Source organism: Paraburkholderia tagetis (assembly GCF_022213065.1).
Classification (GTDB): Bacteria; Pseudomonadota; Gammaproteobacteria; order Burkholderiales; family Burkholderiaceae; genus Paraburkholderia; species Paraburkholderia tagetis.
In genome coordinates this window covers 162,913-182,939 of sequence record NZ_JAKLJA010000005.1, presented here as the reverse complement: position 1 = coordinate 182,939, position 20,027 = coordinate 162,913, and the positions used below count along the sequence as shown (strand labels likewise).

Genomic DNA, 20,027 nt, shown 5'->3' with positions numbered 1-20,027 from the left:
AAGAGCGGGCATCACGACGGCAGGCTAAAGCGTGAAGAACCGAGGTGCGCCAGCCACTTCGATGCCGCCGTGTGCGTCAACGTGATAGATGCCACGCGCGACGTTGTGCGGATGGACTGCCGCTTCAGCCAGCGTTAGCACGGGCGCAAAGCAAGCATCGCTGCCCTCGAGCAGCGCACACCAATGCGCACGCGGTTGGCTCGCGAAAAGAGAAACGAAGCGTTTCTTAAGCGCGGGCCAGGTTGAAACGTGATATTGAGCTGTCGGGTCTACATCAGTGAGCCCCAGCTTGTTGAGCAGCAGCGCGTAGAACTGCGGCTCCAGTGCCCCCACCGTGACGTAATTGCCATCGGCGCAGGCGTAGACGTCGTAGAACGGCGAATCATGGAACGGACTGGGTTGCTCGCCATCGAGTTGTCCACTGGCACGTATCCACTGCGCAATGGTGCCGAGCATTGCCACTACATCGATAATCGCACCATCCACTACTCGGCCGTGACCGCTTGTACGCGCCTCGAGCATCGCGCAGACCATGCCGAAAGCGAGCCCCAGTGCGCCGGCCGCATCCCCGACCACGGTCGGCGGCACACTCGGCGGCTCGCTACCGCGCCCCCCGCGACCCCCGCGACCGGATAGAGACAGGAGCCCGGTCAGCGCCACATAGTTCAGGTCGTGCCCGGCAGCCTGAGCCAATGGTCCGTCCTGTCCCCAGCCCGTCATCCTGCCGTAGACGAGACGCGGGTTACGTGCCGCACACTCGGAGGGGCCAAGCCCGAGCCGCTCCATCACACCAGGACGATTACCCTCGATCAGCGCATCTGCATCGGCTATTCGATCCATTGCCTCGGCTAGCCCCACTGCCTGCTTCAGATCTAGCGTCACGATCGTTTTGCCGCGAGCTAACGGGTCATGGTGCTCGCTGCTGAAGCGCGCGTTGACCGGACCCCGTGTCGGCCGGGCAATGACCGTGACCTGCGCGCCCATGTCAGCGAGCATGCGACCCGCCAGCGGTCCGGGTCCAAGCCCCTCAAACTCGATTACGCGGATGCCTGCGAGCGGCGGGTTCATGAGTGAAAGTACCTCTGTGTGTTGAATGGCCACCACACCTGCGCGGCAGCGACCGCCTTACCGATCACCATGCGCTTGCGTCCGAGCCGGCATGGGGTTCGGTCAGGCAGAAGCTGGTCCATCCCGAAGCATCAGAGCATCTCGACGGCCATAGCGGTGGCCTCTCCTCCGCCAATGCAGAGTGACGCAACCCCACGCTTGCGGCCGTGCTTGCGCAACGCACCGAGGAGCGTAACGACAAGCCGCGCACCCGAGGCACCTATCGGGTGCCCCAACGCGCAGGCCCCCCCATGTACGTTCAATTTGTCGGGATCAAGTCCCAGATCATGCTCAGCGGCCATCGCGACCACTGCAAACGCCTCATTGATCTCAAAGAGATCCGTCGACTTCTCGTTCCAGCCAGTCAACTCGAACAGCTTCCGTATTGCGCCGACCGGCGCTGACGGAAACTGCGCCGGAATACCCGCGTGCGTTGTATGTCCGACGATACGGGCAATCGGCGAAAGACCATGCTTGTCTGCCTGGGAAGCCCGCATCAAAACCATCGCCGCCGCACCATCGGATATCGACGACGAATTGGCGGCCGTTACCGTTCCATTTTTTGCGAAGGCCGCTTTGAGCGTCGGAATCCGCTCGATATCGACCGCGAAGGGCCCTTCATCCCTATCGATGATGACGCTGCCCGCCCGGCTGGTCACGTTGACCGGAATTACCTCCCAATCGAAGCCGCCGTCGGTGCAGGCCTGCCTGGCGCGAAGGGTCGATCGAATCGCGAAATCATCCTGCATTTCCCGGGTGAAGCCGTAACCGGCCGCACATTCTTCGGCAAATGTTCCCATCAGGCGACCCCGTGTCTCATCGGAGTAAGCGTCCTCCAATCCGTCAAAGAACATGTGATCCAGCAACTGGGCATGTCCGAGGCGATAGCCTCCACGAGCTTTCGGCACCAGGTAAGGCGCATTGGTCATGGACTCCATGCCCCCAACGACGGCGGCCCTGTACGATCCCGCCAGAATACCGTCATGTCCGAGCATCGCGGCCTTCATCCCGGATCCGCACACCTTGTGTATCGTCGTGCAGCCAGCAGTCCGCGGCAGATCGGCCTGAATGGCTGCCTGCCGGGCCGGCGCCTGCCCTTGTCCTGCCTGGAGCACGCATCCCAGCAATACTTCGTCGATCAGACTGGCGTCGATGCCGCCACGCTCGATCGCAGCCTTGATAGCCAAAGAACCCAGATTCGAAGCGGTCAAGCCCGAAAATGCGCCCTGGAACTTGCCCATCGGGGTACGGGCGGCGGAGACAATTACCACAGGATCGGACATGTCAATTTTCCTCAATGGGATTCGGGTTTCGATATTCGTCAGGCGGGCTCGATCAGATCCAGAAGACGTTTCCGAATGAGCGTCTCGGCTTCGTCGACGATGCGTGCAACGAGCTCTGCACAGTCCGGGATGTCGTGAATCAGCCCCTGAACCTGGCCAGCCCAAATGAGCCCCCCGTCGAGGTCGCCCGACTCCAGCGCTTGCCGTCCGTTGGCACCCGCTACCAACGGGCGAATATCATCGAATGTCGTCTCCGGCAGACCCGACAGCTCGACGACCTTGTCCGACACGCTATTGCGTGCAACGCGGCCGGTGTTATGAAACTTCCGTAAAATCAGGTTCGTCGCACGCTCGTCGTTATCGACGATGAACTGCTTGATAGCGTGATGAATCGGTGCTTCGGCGGTCGCACAAAAACGCGTACCCATGTTGATGCCTTCGGCTCCCAACGCCAGCGCCGCGGCAAGGCCACGACCGTCCGCAAACCCGCCGCTGGCGATCATCGGAATCGACACTTGCGCGGCCGCCGCCGGAATCAGGATCAGCCCCGGGACGTCGTCTTCGCCGGGATGTCCCGCACATTCGAAACCATCGATCGAGATGATGTCGACGCCCATCTTCTGCGCCGACACGGCATGACGCACCGACGTGCATTTGTGAATCACCGTAATGCCATGTGCCTTGAATTCCTCGACGTGCGCCTGCGGCCGACTACCGGCCGTCTCGACGATTTTCACACCGCTCTCGATGATCGCGCGCCGGTAGTCCGCATACGGCGGCGGGTTCACCGACGGAAGGATGGTCAGGTTCACCCCAAAAGGCTTGTCGGTCATACTGCGACACCGATCGATCTCGCGCCGCAAATCGTCTGGTGTCGGCTGCGTGAGGGCGGTCAGGATGCCGAGCCCGCCCGCGTTCGACACAGCGCTCGCGAGCGTGGCCCGGCCAACCCACATCATGCCGCCTTGCACGACGGGATGACGGATGCCGAGCAGTTCCGTAACTCGAGTCCGCAGCGCCATTTCAGAGTACCTCCAGGATCGTGACATTGGCCACGCCGCCGCCCTCGCACATGGTCTGCAATCCGTAACGTTTTCCGCGTGCCCGCAACGCGTGAATCAAGGTCGCCATGAGCCTGGTTCCCGACGCGCCGAGCGGGTGGCCTAGCGCAATCGCGCCGCCGTTGACGTTCAAGCGCGCCGGATCGGCGTCGAGCGCCTCGAGCCAGGCCAAGGGCACCGGCGCAAACGCTTCGTTCACTTCGTACAGGTCGATGTCACCCATGCTCATGCCCGCTTTGCGCAACGCGCGGCGCGTCGCTTCGATCGGTTCTTCCAGCATGATGATCGGGTCACCCGCCGTGACGGTCATGTTGACGATGCGGGCAAGAGGCTTTAGCCCGTACTCCTCGAGCGCCCGCTCGCTCACGACGAGCGCGGCCGACGCGCCATCACAGATCTGACTCGAATTGGCCGCCGAAATGACGCCGTCGTCAGACAGCAATTTGACCGCCGCAATCCCTTCCAGCGTCGCGTCCCGGCGAATGCCCTCGTCCACCCGATGCAGCCCCGCATCGATTGCGAGCGGGACGATCTCATCCTTGAACGCGCCTGCATCGGTCGCCAGAATCGCGCGGCGATGGCTCTCGAGCGCAAAGCGATCGAGCTGGTCGCGATCGAAACCATACTTCTTCGCGATCATTTCAGCGCCTCGAAACTGGCTGAACGACTGCACGCCGAAGCGCTGCCTGATCCGCTCACTGAACGGACCAACGCCGATGCCGGCTTTCTCGTGAAGCGCGAAGTTCGACCCCATCGGCACGCGGCTCATGCTCTCCGCACCCGCGGCGATCACGACATCCTGCGTTCCGGACATGACCGCCTGGGCGGCGAACTGGACGGCCTGCTGCGAACTTCCGCATTGCCGGTCGATGGTGACGGCTGGCACGGTTTGCGGCAGGCGGGAAGCCAGTACGGCATTTCTCGCGAATGCAAACGACTGCTCGCCGGCCTGCGTGACGCAGCCGAGAATCACGTCGTCGATGCGCGCGGGATCAATTCCCGAGCGATCGACCACGGCATTGAGTACTTCAGCAGCCATATCGGCAGGATGCCACCCCGCCAGCGCCCCGTTACGTCGTCCTCCTGCGGTCCGTACCGCTTCGACGATATATGCCTCAGCCATTGATGTTCTCCAGACAGAAATTCGGTTTTCGCTGTTCCGAAAATGCAGCGACGCCTTCTCGAACCTCGGGACCCGAGCTCAGGGCCGCGATACTGCGCGCCTCTTTTTCCAGGTGAGCCTCGAGTCCGTTCTCATACGTTTCCAGCAATAGACGCCGCGTCGCGCCGATGGCCTGCGTCGCAGACGCGACCAGCGATTGCACCAGTTTCGCCCCTTCGCTCGCGAGCGCGTCGTCGTCGACTACACGCGTGACGAGTCCGATTGACTCGGCTTCGACCGCCGCCACGCGGCGGTTCGCGACAATCATTTCCTGCGCGCGCCTCATGCCGATGAAGCGCGGCAACAGCCAGCTCAGACCGCCGTCGGGGCTCAACCCGACCGCGCCGTATGCAGGCGTGAAATGCGCCGAGCGGGTCGCGAGCACGATATCGCCCATGATCGCGAGACTGAGGCCTGCGCCGGCGGCCGGACCGTTGACCAGCACAACTAATGGCTTGGGCATGCGCATGAGCCGGGAAATGGCCAGATGCAGGATGCCGGCCAGCTCGCTGAGGTAGCCGGGAATCCCGTCTCCCGCGGTGCGGAACTCGGCCAGATCTCCGCCGGCGCAGAACAGTCGCCCGTTCCCGGTCAGCACGACGCAACGAATCGCGGGATCGTGATCGCAGCGGATCGCGGCCTCGAGCAGCGCGCGCGCCAGCGGCAGACCGATCGCGTTGCCAACCTCCGGCCGATTCAATTTGATGGTCGCAACCGGCCCGTCCACTGAAAACAATACGTGTGCATTGTTCATTGGCACTCCTTCATTGCCCGGTACGCCAGTTCCGCCAGCACCGGGAAACTCTCCGCGCGTTCGCGCGCATGCTCGGACGCAGCCGTGCCCCGTATCGCGCGCCCCTTGATGCCATGGAAAATCGCCGCCATCCGGAAGAAATTAAACGCGATATAGAACGGCCAGTTTTCGATACCGGTTCGCCCGGTACGCGCGCAATAATCGCGCACATAGGAGCGCTCGTCGGGAATGCGCAGCGCAGTCAAATCGGCTCCCGCCAGCCCGGCAACGATATGCGGCGGCATCTGGTACATCATCGCGTGGTACGCGAAGTCGGCCAGCGGATCGCCGAGTGTCGACAACTCCCAATCCAGCACCGCCACCACCACCGGCTGCGTCGGATGGAAGATCATGTTGTCGCAGCGAAAATCCCCGTGCACGACGCTCGACGCCTCATCGGCTGGAAGGTTCGCGGGCAGCCATTCGATCAGTGCATCCATGTGGGCATCGCGGCCGGCATCGGTATCGTCCAGATATTGCCTGGACCAGCGGCCGATCTGGCGAGCGAAGTAATTTCCGGATTTGCCGTAGTCCGCGAGGCCGATTGCGCCGGGATCGATCCGATGCAGCGCGGCCATCGTAGCGTTCATGGCATCGAAGTAGCGCGCACGCTGATCGTCGGCGACACCCGGAAAGGTCGCGTCCCAGAAAATGCGGCCCTCGACCAGTTCCATGACGTAGAACCAGCTGCCGATGACCGACTCGTCGACACACAGGCCGTGGATCCTCGCAACGGGGAAACCCGCCGCGCGCAGTGCCTGCTGCACCCGCGCTTCGCGCTCCACTGCATGGGCGCCCTTCAGGATCTCACCGGGCGGCTTGCGGCGCAGCACATAGCTGCCCGACGGCGACTCGAGCCGGTAGGTCGGATTCGACTGCCCACCCTTGAACTGCGACACGGTCAGCGGCCCGCGAAACCCGGCGACGTGTTCGTGCATCCAGCGTTCGAGCGCTGCGGATTCGAAACGCATCGCATCACGCACGTCACCGGCCCCGCTATTCGCATCCTGTCCGACGGCGCTCATGGCTTCATACTCCAGTCACGTTTGATCTTCTTCGCGATCGACCATTTATGCACTTCAGTCGGGCCGTCATAGATCCGGAACGCGCGAATTTCCCGAAACACCTGCTCGACGATCGTCTCTTCAGTCAGGCCACTGCCGCCCATGACCTGGACGCAACGATCCGCAACTCGCATCAGGGCTTCGCTAACTGCGACCTTGGCCATCGAGCTTTCGGTAATGCCCTGCAGCCCTTTGTCGAGCGCATCGGCACACCAATCGATCATCAACTCCACCTGCTGCAGTTCGATCAGGTTTTCGGCGAGCATGAATCCCACGCCCTCGTGGTCGATCAGCAACTTGCCGAACGCCGTCCGCCGGTTCGCGTAGCCCGTGGCGATCTCGTTCGCGCGCAGACACGCGCCGTACCAGCGCATGCAGTGGGTCAGCCGCGCGGGCGCCAGGCGCACCTGTGCGTAGCGAAAGCCCTCTCCGGCATCGCCGAGCATTTGATTCGCGGGGACATAAAGGTCGTCGATGTACAAGGTTGCATGACCACCCGGCATGGACGAGTCGATCGTGCGCGGCACCTGCTCGATCCGGATCGAGGGGTTCGGCAGGTCAACCAGGAACATGCACGCACCTTCATCCGCCTTCGCCATGACAACGCCAATCTGCGCACCGTCGGCGCCCGTGATGAACGCCTTGCGGCCGCGAATCACCCAACCGTCGCCATCGCGCCGGCAAGCCGTCTTCATCATCGACGGATCGGAGCCTGCTCCCTCCTCGCTCGCCGGCTCGGTCATGAAAAATGCCGAGCGCGCTTCCCCCAGGACCAGCGGCTCGAGAAAGCGCGCCTTGATCTCCGGGCTGCCGACTTTCCCCAGCAAGTACATGTTGCCTTCATCTGGAGCCGCGGTATTGCATGCCAATGGACCCAGCGGAGACAACCCTGTTTTGGTCAGGACCAGGGCCGTACCACGATGGCTGAGATGGCTGCCGTCGCTCAGGATGTGCGGCGTCATCACCCCCGCTTCCCGCGCCTTTTGCCGAAGCTCGACAATCAGCGCCTCGGTGGGGCAGTTGTGATGGTCTCGGCGTGCATCGCGTTCATACGGAACCACGACGTCACGCACGAAACGCTCGACCCGCTCTGCAATCGCGGATGCCTCGGCGTAGTCCGGGTAGCTCATCGCGGCGCCATCCGGATCGCGCCGTCGAGACGGATGACCTCGCCGTTGAGCATCGGGTTCGTCACGATCGCCTCGACAAGTTGCGCAAACTCGTCGGGCTGGCCAAGACGGCTCGGAAACGGCACCTGCTGCCCGAGCGAATCCTGCGCCTCTTGCGGCAGGCTTGCGAGCAGCGGCGTCATGAAAATCCCGGGGGCGATGGTCATCACGCGAATCGCGTAGCGGGCGAGTTCGCGCGCGATGGGCAGGGTCATGCCAACGATGCCCGCTTTCGACGCGGCATAGGCCGGCTGACCGATCTGCCCGTCGAAGGCGGCGACGCTTGCGACATTCACGATCACGCCGCGCTCCTCCCCCTCTTTTTCGGCCGAATGCAGCCGGGCAGCGAACTGCGAAAGCACGTTGAAGGTGCCGAGCAGATTGACTGAAATGATTTTGGAGAAAGTCTTGAGGGGCAGCGGCTTGCCATCGCGGTCGATCACTTTGGCGGGCGTCCCCACACCGGCGGAATTGACCAGAATCCGGGCCGGGCCATGCTGCGCCTCGGCCTCGGCAATAGCTTGGGCAACGGCTGCCTCGTCAGTCACGTCGACCTTGAGGAAAATCCCACCGATGGCCGCGGCATGCACACGCCCCAGTTCCTCGTTCAGATCGAAGATCGCAACCTTCGCACCCGCATCGGCCAGCCGTTTCGCCGCCGCGCCACCCAAGCCGGAAGCCCCTCCCGTCACGATTGCCGCCACATTCCTGATTTGCATCTCCGCCTCCACGTCAACGTCAGTTTTCGATACGCCAGCTTGAGCAGCGCTCCAGCCCGAACTGGTCTAGAGCGCTGGTCAGGCAAATATCTACTTCAAAGTAACATATGTACTAATGAGTAATAATTTAGCATAGCCCAAGGCTTGTCAAGGAGTATTTGGCCGTAGAAATCGCTTTTATGGACTACTTGATAACGATGGGATTGACGGGAGCGCCCGTCCCGCCCACCACTTTCAGAGGAGCAGCGGTGTACAAGAAAGTCCATTGCCCATCCGCGGCACAATCGGCCGCCAGGGCGTCCAGTGCGATGATCTCGGTGAACGCAACGCCGAGATTGCGCATCAGCGCGTTATGCAATGGAAGCGCCACGCCTGACACCGGATCGATGGTGACTTCATTCGCGATCGTGTCCGTAACCAGGTTAGGTATTTCCATGGTCGCGAACCATTCCACGAGTTCCGGACTATAAGTCAGCCCCGGTTCGATGAAATCCTTGTAGAACTCGGCATGATCCGAGCTATAGAACCGTCCAAGCCATCCGGTTCGAATGAGCAGCACATCGCGTTTCTGGATCTCGCATCCCTGTGCCTTTGCAGCATTCATCAGGTCGACGTGGGTAAACGTCTCGCCTTTGTCCAGCGATTCCTTGTTGCGATACCTGGCCATGTCGATCAAAACGCCTCTTCCCACCACGCCACGCTCTGCGAGCGGCAGCACACTGGCTCTCTTCATGCCGCCGATCGTCGTCGATGCATCGAATCCGTTATAGAGCTGCTCGTCGTACCAGACATGGCCGAGTGCGTCATACTGGCTCGAGCCCTGGAGATAAATGACCATCATGTCATCCGCATACTCCATGTTGCCGGGGAAGCGTGGGCCGCAACCGCACATAAAATGCCCACGGTCGAGCACATTCAGGCGCTGCGCCTCTCTGCGCCCCGGCCAGATCGGGTCACCGGACGGATCACCCATCTTGACCTGCAACGTAAACGTCTTACCCTGCTTCACCGCCGCGATGCCGCGCAACGCTTCTTCCTGGGTGAGGTAATTGAGGCATCCGACTTCGTCTTCAGAGCCCCACTTCCCCCAATTCTTCGGCGAATTCGCAAGCAGCTCAGCCATATCGGGGACCATCTTTTCCTTCGATTCATTGCTCATCACGCGTCTCCTTTGCTCCGTTAAAAGGTGTGCCGCAAGCCGATCTCACATCCAGTGGTGACACCTCCTGGTGGGGTGTTGGTTGAGTACGATCCGACGTCCTCGACGCTGAGCGTGCCCTTGCCGCGGTTCTTCAAATACGCGAGCGATGCGTATACCGCGGTCCGCTTCGACAGGTTGTGCACAAAGCCCATTCCGCCTCCTTGCGCGCCGTACACGCCAGCGGCTTGTGCGCTCGAATCGACTCGCGAACCCTCGTATGAAATCCACGCGTAGTCACCGCCTATCGGAATCTGGGCGGCAATGCTTCCCCGTGTTTCGCGCAAATTGATAAATTTGTCGGTATTCAACGACAGCAGTACTTTGGCGATGCCGAAGTCATATGCCATACCGACATTGGCCTGCGTCCATTTTCCTGTTGGGGACGTCGCGCGCGTATTCGACGAAATGCCGGTCTGCGCAAGGGCCGCCGATATCGTCAGGGGACCGGCCTCGTATGCAAGACGTCCGCCGACATAAGTTCCGATTGTGGTTGTGCAGACAACATTCCCATTGCAGCCGGTTCCGTCACCTCGGACGGAAACCTGGAATATGCCGGAGAAACCACCCATGTTGCTGGGTGTGTAATACGTTATCGTGTTCGAATTCCAGTAATAGTTCGGCACTAGCCCCTGATTAAGCAGATTGGAGTAGTGAACCAGATTACCGACACCCAGGTTGTAGGTTGGATCGAACAGGTAAAGGTTGACGTAGGCGGGGTTCCAGTCTCTGCCCAGATGCACCTCGCCATACTTGCTGCTTTTCAGGCCGACCCAGCTACTACGGTTAAAAAACGGCAAACCGAACGCCCCGGTGGCCGACTGGCCTGTCGCAGGCACATAGGCAGCCTCCAGTCGAAAGACCGCTTGCAACCCGCCACCCAGATCCTCCGTACCAAGGAATCCGATCATGGAGGGCGAGTTGCCAAACGAGCCCATCGTTACAGCAGATCCCTTCCCCGAATAACTGATATATCGAACCGACGTGTCAACTGCGCCAAAAAGCACAACCGATGATTGTGCATGTGCTGCCCCAACTGCCAACCCAGACGAAATCAATAGAGCGATCGACCTCTTCATGCAAACGTCTCCTTGTTTTGAGAGGCGTACCTTTATTTATTTCATTCGATTTAAGGATTTCGCCTCATGTAATTTATATTTGTAATCCTAATTATTTTTAATTCATGGAAATCCGTCAAAAATCCTGCCTGGTTAAGACATCAGAACACCAGGCAGACGACTATCTCGCAAATCAATCCGCTTTACCGATCAGTCGATCCCGCAATACTCGCTTGAGCACTTTCCCATTCGCATTGCGTGGCAAGGGGTCGTTCAGGATGGTGAATGACTCAGGGACCTTATAGTCCGACAAGCGCTCTGCACAGAAGGCCCGCAGTTCTTCTGCAGAAAGCGCTGCATTCTTCAACGTGACGAAAGCATGCGCACGCTCACCCAGCACTGCACACGGTGTTCCAACGACGACCGCTTCGACCACGTCATTATGTTCGAGCATTACGCTTTCGACTTCGGCGCTGTAGATCTTGTAGCCACCGCGGTTGATCAGATCCTTCTTCCGGTCGAGAACCTGCACATAACCGCCAGCATCCATTGAGCCAATGTCGCCGGAGTGCCAGTACCCTTGCGTAAACTCCTTCTCGGTCGCAGCGGCATCATTCCAGTATCCCGGCGAAACAGAAGGCCCCTTGATCCAGATCTCTCCCGACTCCCCAGCCGGAACCTCTTGCCCTACGTCATTCATGATTGAGATTTCGGCACACGCAACCGGCAACCCGACGCTGTCCGGACGCTCGTACGTTTTGTCAGGCGGCATGATGGTGGCCGGGGCCGTTGTCTCGGTGGCGCCATACAGATTCATCAGCTTGAGACCCGGCAATACGTTCGCCAATTTGGCAATCGTTGCCGCGCTCATCGGCGCCCCGCCGTAGCCGCCAATTCGCCACGCCGAGAGGTTCGATTTGCCCATATCGGCACGCACCAGACAGAGGTTGTACATCGCCGGGACAATCACGGTGTGCGTCATTCGCTCTTTTTCAGCCAGACTCAAGAAAGCTTCGACCTTGAACTCCCGCAGAATGAGAATCGCGCCCGCACAGGCTGTCATCGCGGCTACCAGCGCGGTCAACCCTGTCACATGGCTCAACGGCACCGCAGCAATAGAACGATCTTCGCTCGTCAACTCCATCGCATATTTGTAGTGCAACGCACCATGCACGATACCGAGACCGCTCAACATGGCGCCCTTTGGGCGCCCGGTGGTTCCAGACGTATAAACGATTGCAGCGGTATCGTCGGCAGCCAGCGACACGTGCTCCGCGAGCGGCGCATCGTTCTGCAATTCTGTGAAGTCGTCCGGTCCGCCAGCGCCGCCCACCGAGATGCGAGACAGGAGCGACGGGACGTCAACGGAAGCGGGCAGCCGCTCTAGCAGATCGGCATCGTGGATCAGCAGGATGGCGCCGCAATGATTGAGGACGTATTGAAGCTCGGGCTTCTGTTCGCGGATATTCATAGGCACGAAGATCGCGCCGAGACAGGTTACGGCAAACATCGCAATGACGAATTCCGCCCTGTTGCTCAGCAGCAGAGCCACACGATCGCCTTTGCCCACCCCTCGACGCGAAAGCCCAGTCGCGACACGACGCACCCGCTCGTCAAGGGCGTTCCACGTCAGGCGCTCGTCGCCACAAACGACAGCGTCACCATGCGGATTTTTCGCCACCGCATCGATAAACAGCTTCGCGAAACTGCCCGGCGCGTCCGGGAAACAAAGCACATCACGATTATCAAAATGTCGCTCCCTGCGCGGCTTCGGTGCTCTTGCTTCCCAAAACGTCAGTCCGTCAACCTGTTTCATCGCTATCTCCTCGCTCATACAGTCCCCAAATGCTGCGGCGCCCACATTCTTCGCCAGCGTCAGCGCAATATATCCAAAAACCTACTCAAAAGTAAATATAGTACTTACGAGTACTACCAAGAACCTTTGGTAAGATGAGCACTCCGGTCCGGCTCACGGTTCCGCCCATTGGCATAAATGTTCGAGACAGCAGGAAACACTGATGACGAGCGCCCAGACAGCATCGCCCTGGCCCAAGCAATCCGAGCGACAGAAACAACGCGAGATGAAGCGCGAGGCCGTGCTTCGGACCGCCGCGCAGTTGTTTAACGAAAAGGGATTTCACGCCGCTTCGCTCGACGAAGTGGCCGAACGACTCCACGTCACCAAACCGACGCTGTACTACTACGCGAAGAACAAGGACGAGATTCTGTTCGAGTGCGTCCGGACCGGTCTGGACATGATGCAGAACGCGATTCGCGCCGTTTCGGAGTCCGGTGGAACAGCGGTCGAGAAGCTCCAGGCCGCCATGTTCGAATACGCGATGATCGTGACAATGGACTTCGGTATGTGCGTCGTTCGCGTCGGAGAAGACTCGTTGACGCCGGACAATCGCAAGGCGCTCCGTCACTTGAAAGCGGGCATCGACAGGGAATTCCGCACCCTGATCGAGCAAGCTATCGACGAGGGTACCTTCGCGCCTTGTAACCCGAAGATTGCCGCCTTTGCAGTTGCTGGCGGGCTAAGCTGGATCGCTCGCTGGTATCGACCGGATGGACCGCTTAGTCCAGAAGAGGTCGCTCAACAGACCGTCGCGACGTTGCTAGCGGGGTTATACGCTCGCCCCGAGCAGTCGGACGGAGGGCAACGCGACGGCGCTACGGCAACGCGTGCGCATCAGAAAAACAGGTCGCGACGTGGAGGCTGACGAGTCACTCGCTCTTTCAGAAGCGATGTCGACTGGCCAACGGTGAATGGCATGCTTCAGGTTTCTCGAGCGCTGTGGTCACCACGTTTGCGTCGATAGAGTAGATAGAGCAATTAGCCGCGCGAGATGCCGAGCAGTGAGACCGCTCGCGACATGTTTCCGTCAGCCTGGGCGATGGCCGAGCGGAAGCTGACCACGCCCGACAACGTGACCGCAACGTACAGGCAGCGCTGGTCGGCAACCTTGCACGCCCTTCCAGCAGGCTTGAGCGCCCGCAATTCGAGATCCGTAAGCATGCGATGCTCAGTGAACTGATACCGTCACGCCTCGTGACGGTATCGCGTTGGATCGTCCGCAGAGCAAAATGCTATACCGTCAGTCCTGCCGTCGGTAGCGCGCAGTTGTTGTCGGTCGCCATCAGACTGCGCCAGCCCGTTGATTCTGTGGGGAAAAGTGAGGGAATTCCGATGTCTGCAGACCGCAGCAGAGCGGTCTGAATCACTCCCACTCGATCGTCGCCGGCGGCTTACCCGAAATGTCGTACACGACGCGATTAATACCGCGCACCTCATTAATGATGCGATTCGACACATGCCCGAGCAGTTCGTGCGGCAGATGTGCCCAATGCGCGGTCATGAAGTCGAGCGTCTGCACCGCGCGCAGCGCCACCACATACTCATAAGTACGACCGTCGCCCATCACGCCCACGCTCTTCACCGGCAGGAACACCGCGAACGCCTGGCTCGTCAGCTCGTACCACGACTTGCCGGTTTCCTTGTCGATGGTGTTGCGCAGCGTCTCGATGAAAATCGCATCGGCGCGGCGCAGCAGGTCCGCGAACTCGCGCTTCACTTCACCCAGAATGCGCACGCCAAGACCCGGGCCCGGGAACGGATGGCGATACACCATATCGTGCGGCAGGCCGAGCTTCACGCCCAGTTCGCGCACTTCGTCCTTGAAGAGCTCGCGCAGCGGCTCGAGCAGCTTGAGATTCAGCGTCTCGGGCAGGCCACCCACGTTGTGGTGGCTCTTGATCGTGTGCGCGCCCTTCTTGCCCTTGCCCGCCGACTCGATCACGTCCGGATAGATCGTGCCTTGCGCGAGCCACTTCGCGTCCGTGAGCTTGCCCGCTTCAGTCTGGAATACCTCGACGAACTCCGCGCCGATGATCTTGCGCTTCGCTTCCGGATCGGTCACGCCAGCGAGCTTCGAGAGGAATGCCTCGCTCGCATCGACGTGAATCACGTTCACACCGAGGTTGTCCGCGAACATCGACATCACCTGCTCGGCTTCGTTCAGGCGCAAGAGGCCGTGATCGACGAACACGCAGGTCAGCTGATCGCCAATCGCGCGATGCAGCAGTGCCGCGGCCACCGACGAATCCACGCCGCCCGAAAGGCCGAGAATGACGTGCTCGTTGCCCACCTGCTTGCGGATCGCTTCGACGGCTTCGTCGATGTAGTGGCCCATTTCCCAGTCGGCCTTCGCGCCGCAGATGCCCAGCACGAAGCGCTCGAGCATCGCGCGGCCCTGCACCGTGTGCGTGACTTCCGGGTGCCATTGCAGACCGTAGAAGTGGCGCGCTTCGTCGGCCATTGCCGCGATCGGGCACGATTCGGTCGATGCCATCAGCTTGAAGCCGGGCGGCATGTCGGTGACCTTGTCGCCGTGGCTCATCCACACCTTGAGCATGCCGTGGCCTTCGCTCGTGCGGAAATCTTCGATGCCGTCGAGGAAGCTCGTGTGGTTGCGTGCGCGCACTTCGGCGTAGCCGAACTCGCGCAGGTGGCCGCCGTCGACCTTGCCGCCGAGCTGCTCGGCCATCGTTTGCATGCCGTAGCAAATGCCGAGCACCGGCACGCCCAGCTCGAACACAGCTTGCGGCGCGCGCGGGGTATCGATTTCAGTGACCGAGTTCGGGCCGCCCGAGAGAATGATGCCCTTCGGCGCGAACTCGCGAACGAACGCGTCGTCCACGTCGTACGGATGGATTTCAGAGTAGACGTTGGCTTCGCGCACGCGGCGCGCGATCAGTTGGGTGACTTGCGAACCGAAGTCGAGAATCAGGATTTTGTCGTGCATGGCAGCGGACGAGACCTAAAAAAGAACAGATACAGAAAGCCGCGCGCTGGGTAAATCTGGCGCGCGGCGTGAATTCATCGGAACCTTGGCGCTGGTTGGCGCTCATTGGCGCTTGTGGGCAGCGGTGCACAACAACGAACGAGTCACGCTCAGGCGGCGCGATCCGGGCACACAGCAGTTGGCACTGCCGGTGTCTGGGCGTCTCGCGCAAGTCAGCCATGCAGCGGCGGCCGCGGCGCATCGGCCGCTTCGTCTCGCGCGACAAAGCGCGCCTCTTGCGCTTGCGCAGCCGCACCCGGCGTGGCGACGCCCGGCGTAGCGACGCGCGGCGTGACCTCAGACGGCACCGAGGTTGTCGCCCCCGGCGTCACGGCCGGCCCGTAGCCCGGCGCGCCGGTTTCCGCCGACCCGCCAGCCGCAACCGGCTTCGCGTACACGACCGGCTCCTCGCGCCTGGTCCTGGCTGCGGCGCGCGCTTCGCGTTCCTGCGCGGTGGCCTCGGCCGCCTGCGCCTTCTCGCGCTGCTTCACCACGCCGGCCAGCCGGGTGCCGCCCAGCCCGACGATGATCAGCCAGACACCCACCGCTCCGGCCACCAGTTGGCCGAAGCCCGTGAGCTGCGGCGTATGCAGGCCAATCAGCCAGACCAGCATCAGCACGCCGGCGATCCAGTTGACGTGCCCCACGGTGCGCCCGACCGTGGCGGTCAGGCCGCCGTCGAAGGCCGCGCGCAACGCGATCCACGCAAAACCGATCAGCACGACGCCGAACACCTGACCGATGAGCGCCGGCTGCGGCTGCACCAGTTGCAACGCGTTGTAGAGCGAGTTCCAAGGCGTGAGCAGAAACAGCCCACCGAACCCCAGCAACATCAACGCGTCGACAACCAGCACTATGCGCAGCAGCGGCTTCATCGCGGTTTAGTCCACGTGGTAGTTGGGCGCTTCCTTCGTGATCTGCACGTCGTGGACGTGCGATTCGTTCAGGCCGGCGCCCGTAATCTGCACGAACTCCGCCTTCGCATGCAGCTCGTCGATCGTGCTGCAGCCGCAGTACCCCATCGAGGCGCGCACGCCGCCGATCAGCTGGAACAGGATGGCGTTGATTGGGCCCTTGTAGGCAACGCGGCCTTCAATGCCTTCCGGCACGAGCTTGTCGATGTTGGCCGAGTTGTCCTGGAAGTAGCGGTCCGCGGCGCCGTCCTTCATCGCGCCGACCGAGCCCATGCCGCGGTACGACTTGTACTGACGGCCCTGATACAGGAACACGTCGCCAGGCGACTCTTCGGTACCCGCGAACATGCTGCCCATCATCACAGCGTTCGCGCCGGCTGCCAGCGCCTTCGAAACGTCGCCCGAGTAGCGCACGCCACCGTCTGCGATGCAAGGCACGCCCGTGCCCTTGAGCGCTTCCGAGACATTGGAAATCGCGCTGATCTGCGGCACGCCCACGCCCGCCACGATACGCGTCGTGCAGATCGAACCCGGGCCGATGCCGACCTTCACGCCGTCCGCGCCGTACTCGACGAGCGCACGCGCGGCGTCGGCCGTGGCGATGTTGCCGCCGATGACCTCGACGTGCGGGAAGTTCTCCTTGACCCACCGGACGCGCTCGAGCACGCCCTTGCTGTGGCCGTGCGCCGTATCGACCACGATCACGTCCACGCCGGCCTGCACCAGCAACTCGACGCGCTCTTCGTTGTCCGCGCCTACGCCGACGGCTGCGCCCGCGCGCAGCTTGCCGTGCTCGTCCTTACAGGCGGCCGGGTGCTCGGTCTGCTTGGTGATGTCCTTGACGGTCATCAGGCCGCGCAGTTCGAACGCGTCGTTCACGACCAGCACGCGCTCGAGGCGGTGGCTATGCATGAGCGCCTTGGCTTCATTGAGCGGCGTGCCTTCCTTGACGGTAACGAGGCGATCGCGCGGCGTCATGATCGAGCGCACCGGCTCGTCCAGACGCGTTTCGAAGCGCAAGTCGCGATTCGTGACGATGCCGACGAGCTGTGCGCCCTCAACGACCGGGAAGCCGGAGATGCCATGCTGCTGAGAAAGCGCGATCACATCCGCGACCTTCATCTGCGGCGGAATCGTGATCGGATCGCGCACCACGCCCGACTCGAAACGCTTTACCTTCGCAACTTCGCGCGCCTGCTCGGCCGGCGTGAGGTTCTTGTGGATGATGCCGACGCCACCCTGCTGCGCCATCGCAATGGCGAGACGACCTTCCGTGACGGTGTCCATCGCGGCCGAGACGAGCGGAATATTCAGGGAGATATTGCGGGTCAGCCGGGTCTTCAGGCTGGTATCGCGCGGGAGAACGTCAGAAAAGGCGGGAACGAGGAGCACGTCATCGAACGTGAGTGCTTTCTGGATCAGACGCATGGCAAATCCTATAGGCGCAAAAGCAGATTATACGGGATAGCGCCCTGGAAATCATCAGTGCGTACAGTAGCTTAGCGCCGTTTTCGGGATTTTTTTGAGGTTTGGGACGAGCCGCGCGGCGGCGCGGGAGCGGCGCGTCAGACCCGATTTTCGGGCCGTCAGCCATGCGCCGCGAAACGGGAATCGCACCGTGCAGGATTGAACAAGACGATCGTGCAGACTCGCGATTAAGCTGGCGCCCATCCTGTAGGGCCACGGACGGCCCAGGTCAATTGCGGAGGCAAGGAAAATGCAGCGTGGTGTGTTGTACGGCGTGCTCGCCGGTGCGTTATGGGGAACCGTGTTCCTGGTGCCTCGCCAGTTGCCGGAATTCTCGCCGCTGCTCCTGAGCGCCGGACGCTACACGATGTACGGCCTCGTCTCGTTCGCCGCGCTCCTGCCCATGCTGCGGCGCGTCTGGCCGCGCATCACGCGCGCCGACCTTATCGCGCTCGTGAAGCTCGCCCTGGTGGGCAACCTTCTCTATTACCTCTTTCTGGCGAGCGCGATTCATCTCGTGGGCATTGCGCCGGCCTCGCTGATCGTCGGCGTCCTGCCGGTCACGGTCACCCTGCTCGGACGCGGCGATCACGGCGCCGTGGCGCTCTCGAAGCTGGTCTGGCCGCTCGCGATGATCGCAGCGGGCATCGTGTGCATCAACGTCGACGTCTTCACGGCAAGCGCCGGCAATCACGCGAGCACGCTCACGAAGATCGCCGGCCTTGGCTGCGCAGTTGGCGCACTCGCATGCTGGACATGGTACGCCGTCGAAAATGCCCGCTATCTGCAACGCAACGCGCGCTTCGGCGGCAACGAGTGGTCGGTGCTCTGGGGCGTCGTCACGGGTGCGCTCGGCGGCCTGCTCTGGCTCGCAGTGCTCGTCATGCCCGCTGGCGCAGTGCAGGAAAGCGTGGGCAGCGGGCGCTGGAGCACGTTCTGGCAACTGAATCTCGTGCTGGCGATTGGCGCGTCGTGGCTCGGCAACGGCCTCTGGAACGCGGCCTCCAAGCGCCTCCCGCTCACGCTTTCCGGCCAGATGATCGTCTTCGAGACGTTGTTCGCCCTGCTCTACGCCTTTGTCTACGACCACCGCCTGCCGCGCCTGCTCGAAGTCGCGGCGATCGTGCTGCTGGTGGTGGGCGTGAGCTGGTCGGTCCGCCAGCATTCGGGCGGAGCGAAAGACACGGCACACGGCGACGGCATCGTGCCGGAAGGCGACTTGCCGGGTATTCGTGGAGCCCCTGGCGTCGGCGAGACGGATGCCTCGGGCAAGAACGGCACGGAACATCGCCGCGCGGCGAACTGAGGGAATTTGGGGGCCGCAACGCACCAGGTTTGGCGGCCGTCAACGCAAATTCAGCGCGAATCCTTGTTCTGCCACTTGCGGCCCTCGATCGAGCCTTCCTTGCGGGTTTTATCGACGCGGCGCTGGCGCGCGAGCTTGGGGTCGACCACCAGCGGGCGGTAGATCTCCACACGGTCGTGATCGGCGAGCACGGTATCGAGCGGCTTGAGCTTGCCGTAGACGCCCACCTTCAGCTTCGTCAGGTCGATTTCGGGATGACGTGCGAGGATGCCGCTCGCCTCGATGGCCTGCCGAACCGTCGAGCCAGGCGCCAGCTCCACGCCGATGAGCGTCTGCGCGTCAGGCAGCGCGTAGCAGACGTCGATGGACAGTTTCGCGCTCATGGCTTGTTCTTGCCGTAACGCTGGTCGGCGCGCTTCACGAACGTGTCGACGAAGGTGTTCGCGATGTGGTGGAACACCGGCCCGATGAGCTTCTCGAGAATGATGTTTGAAAACTCGTAGTGCAGCGAGAATTCGATCTTGCAGGCATCGGCGCGCAGCGGCGTGAAGCGCCAGGCGCCCGTGAACTTCTTGAACGGACCGTCGGCGAACTCCATATCGATGCGCTCGGGCCGCTTGTGCTTGTTGCGCGTGGCGAAGTGCTGCTTGATGCCCTTGAAGTTGATATCGATTTTCGCCTCCATTCCGTCCTCGTCCTTGCGGCGAACCTCGACGCCACCGCACCAGGGCAGGAAGTTGGGATAGTCGTCGACATCGGTGACGAGGTCGAACATCTGTTCCGCCGAATGGCGAATCAACACGGTTTTCTGGACATCCGCCATAAATTGCGCAATGCGAGGCAAGGGTGAAGGCGCCACGGGCTTTCGGTGGCCCGCTTTGC

The 20,027-nt window shown here is 61.7% G+C and carries 19 protein-coding genes; 2 read left to right on the top strand and 17 right to left on the bottom strand.

Features of this window, described 5'->3' with window-relative positions:
* Positions 1-24: 24 nt before the first annotated feature.
* From L5014_RS09555 to L5014_RS09505, 11 genes are all read right to left on the bottom strand, one after another.
* The gene (locus L5014_RS09555; RefSeq protein WP_238463380.1) at positions 25-1,068 is read right to left on the bottom strand and encodes a CaiB/BaiF CoA transferase family protein; all 1,044 of its coding nucleotides are present in this window, start codon (positions 1,066-1,068) and stop codon (positions 25-27) included.
* Positions 1,069-1,199: 131 nt separating this feature from the next.
* Positions 1,200-2,390, bottom strand: a complete 1,191-nt coding sequence (locus L5014_RS09550; protein ID WP_238463379.1) for an acetyl-CoA C-acyltransferase — start codon at positions 2,388-2,390, stop codon at positions 1,200-1,202.
* A gap of 38 nt (positions 2,391-2,428) precedes the next feature.
* On the bottom strand, positions 2,429-3,406 hold the full coding sequence (locus L5014_RS09545) for an NAD(P)H-dependent flavin oxidoreductase (protein ID WP_274389318.1): 978 nt from the start codon (positions 3,404-3,406) through the stop codon (positions 2,429-2,431).
* A 7-nt stretch (positions 3,407-3,413) separates the two neighbouring features.
* Complete coding sequence (locus L5014_RS09540; protein ID WP_238463377.1) at positions 3,414-4,574, bottom strand: acetyl-CoA C-acetyltransferase; 1,161 nt, start codon at positions 4,572-4,574, stop codon at positions 3,414-3,416.
* Positions 4,567-5,367, bottom strand: a complete 801-nt coding sequence (locus tag L5014_RS09535) for an enoyl-CoA hydratase/isomerase family protein (RefSeq protein ID WP_238463376.1) — start codon at positions 5,365-5,367, stop codon at positions 4,567-4,569. Before L5014_RS09535 ends, L5014_RS09540 begins: the two co-directional genes overlap by 8 nt.
* A complete protein-coding gene (locus L5014_RS09530; RefSeq protein WP_238463375.1) occupies positions 5,364-6,431 on the bottom strand; it encodes a phosphotransferase in 1,068 nt (355 codons plus the stop codon). Before L5014_RS09530 ends, L5014_RS09535 begins: the two co-directional genes overlap by 4 nt.
* Positions 6,428-7,600 (bottom strand): acyl-CoA dehydrogenase family protein, encoded by a 1,173-nt coding sequence (locus L5014_RS09525; protein ID WP_238463374.1) that lies wholly within the window; start codon positions 7,598-7,600, stop codon positions 6,428-6,430. Before L5014_RS09525 ends, L5014_RS09530 begins: the two co-directional genes overlap by 4 nt.
* Entirely contained in the window at positions 7,597-8,358 is a 762-nt protein-coding gene (locus L5014_RS09520; RefSeq protein WP_238463373.1) for an SDR family NAD(P)-dependent oxidoreductase, read from the bottom strand. The genes L5014_RS09525 and L5014_RS09520 overlap by 4 nt, the downstream gene beginning before the upstream one ends.
* A 184-nt stretch (positions 8,359-8,542) precedes the next feature.
* On the bottom strand, positions 8,543-9,517 hold the full coding sequence (locus L5014_RS09515) for a cyclase family protein (RefSeq protein WP_238463372.1): 975 nt from the start codon (positions 9,515-9,517) through the stop codon (positions 8,543-8,545).
* A gap of 20 nt (positions 9,518-9,537) precedes the next feature.
* Positions 9,538-10,635, bottom strand: coding sequence for a porin (locus L5014_RS09510; RefSeq protein WP_238463371.1), 1,098 nt, complete (start codon positions 10,633-10,635; stop codon positions 9,538-9,540).
* A 172-nt stretch (positions 10,636-10,807) separates the two neighbouring features.
* Positions 10,808-12,430 (bottom strand): class I adenylate-forming enzyme family protein, encoded by a 1,623-nt coding sequence (locus tag L5014_RS09505; RefSeq protein ID WP_238463370.1) that lies wholly within the window; start codon positions 12,428-12,430, stop codon positions 10,808-10,810.
* 202 nt (positions 12,431-12,632) lie between these two features.
* On the opposite strand from L5014_RS09505, the gene L5014_RS09500 reads away from it, so the two are divergent.
* Positions 12,633-13,337 (top strand): TetR/AcrR family transcriptional regulator, encoded by a 705-nt coding sequence (locus L5014_RS09500; RefSeq protein ID WP_238463369.1) that lies wholly within the window; start codon positions 12,633-12,635, stop codon positions 13,335-13,337.
* A gap of 113 nt (positions 13,338-13,450) precedes the next feature.
* On the opposite strand, the gene L5014_RS38595 is transcribed toward L5014_RS09500, so the two are convergent.
* The 4 genes from L5014_RS38595 to guaB form a co-directional block, all read right to left on the bottom strand.
* Complete coding sequence (locus tag L5014_RS38595) at positions 13,451-13,633, bottom strand: hypothetical protein (protein ID WP_274389329.1); 183 nt, start codon at positions 13,631-13,633, stop codon at positions 13,451-13,453.
* 202 nt (positions 13,634-13,835) lie between these two features.
* Positions 13,836-15,419, bottom strand: a complete 1,584-nt coding sequence (gene guaA, locus L5014_RS09490) for a glutamine-hydrolyzing GMP synthase (protein ID WP_238463368.1) — start codon at positions 15,417-15,419, stop codon at positions 13,836-13,838.
* Positions 15,420-15,631: 212 nt separating this feature from the next.
* Positions 15,632-16,333 (bottom strand): hypothetical protein, encoded by a 702-nt coding sequence (locus L5014_RS09485; RefSeq protein ID WP_238463367.1) that lies wholly within the window; start codon positions 16,331-16,333, stop codon positions 15,632-15,634.
* 6 nt (positions 16,334-16,339) lie between these two features.
* Entirely contained in the window at positions 16,340-17,800 is a 1,461-nt protein-coding gene (guaB, locus tag L5014_RS09480) for an IMP dehydrogenase (protein WP_238463366.1), read from the bottom strand.
* 289 nt (positions 17,801-18,089) lie between these two features.
* Here guaB and L5014_RS09475 point away from each other — a divergent pair, with 289 nt between their 5' ends.
* Positions 18,090-19,145, top strand: coding sequence for a DMT family transporter (locus L5014_RS09475; RefSeq protein WP_238463365.1), 1,056 nt, complete (start codon positions 18,090-18,092; stop codon positions 19,143-19,145).
* A gap of 50 nt (positions 19,146-19,195) precedes the next feature.
* Here the strand turns inward: L5014_RS09475 and L5014_RS09470 are convergent, their stop codons facing one another.
* On the bottom strand, positions 19,196-19,528 hold the full coding sequence (locus tag L5014_RS09470) for an RnfH family protein (protein WP_238463364.1): 333 nt from the start codon (positions 19,526-19,528) through the stop codon (positions 19,196-19,198).
* A complete protein-coding gene (locus tag L5014_RS09465) occupies positions 19,525-19,968 on the bottom strand; it encodes a type II toxin-antitoxin system RatA family toxin (protein ID WP_238463363.1) in 444 nt (147 codons plus the stop codon). The genes L5014_RS09470 and L5014_RS09465 overlap by 4 nt, the downstream gene beginning before the upstream one ends.
* Positions 19,969-20,027: the final 59 nt, after the last annotated feature.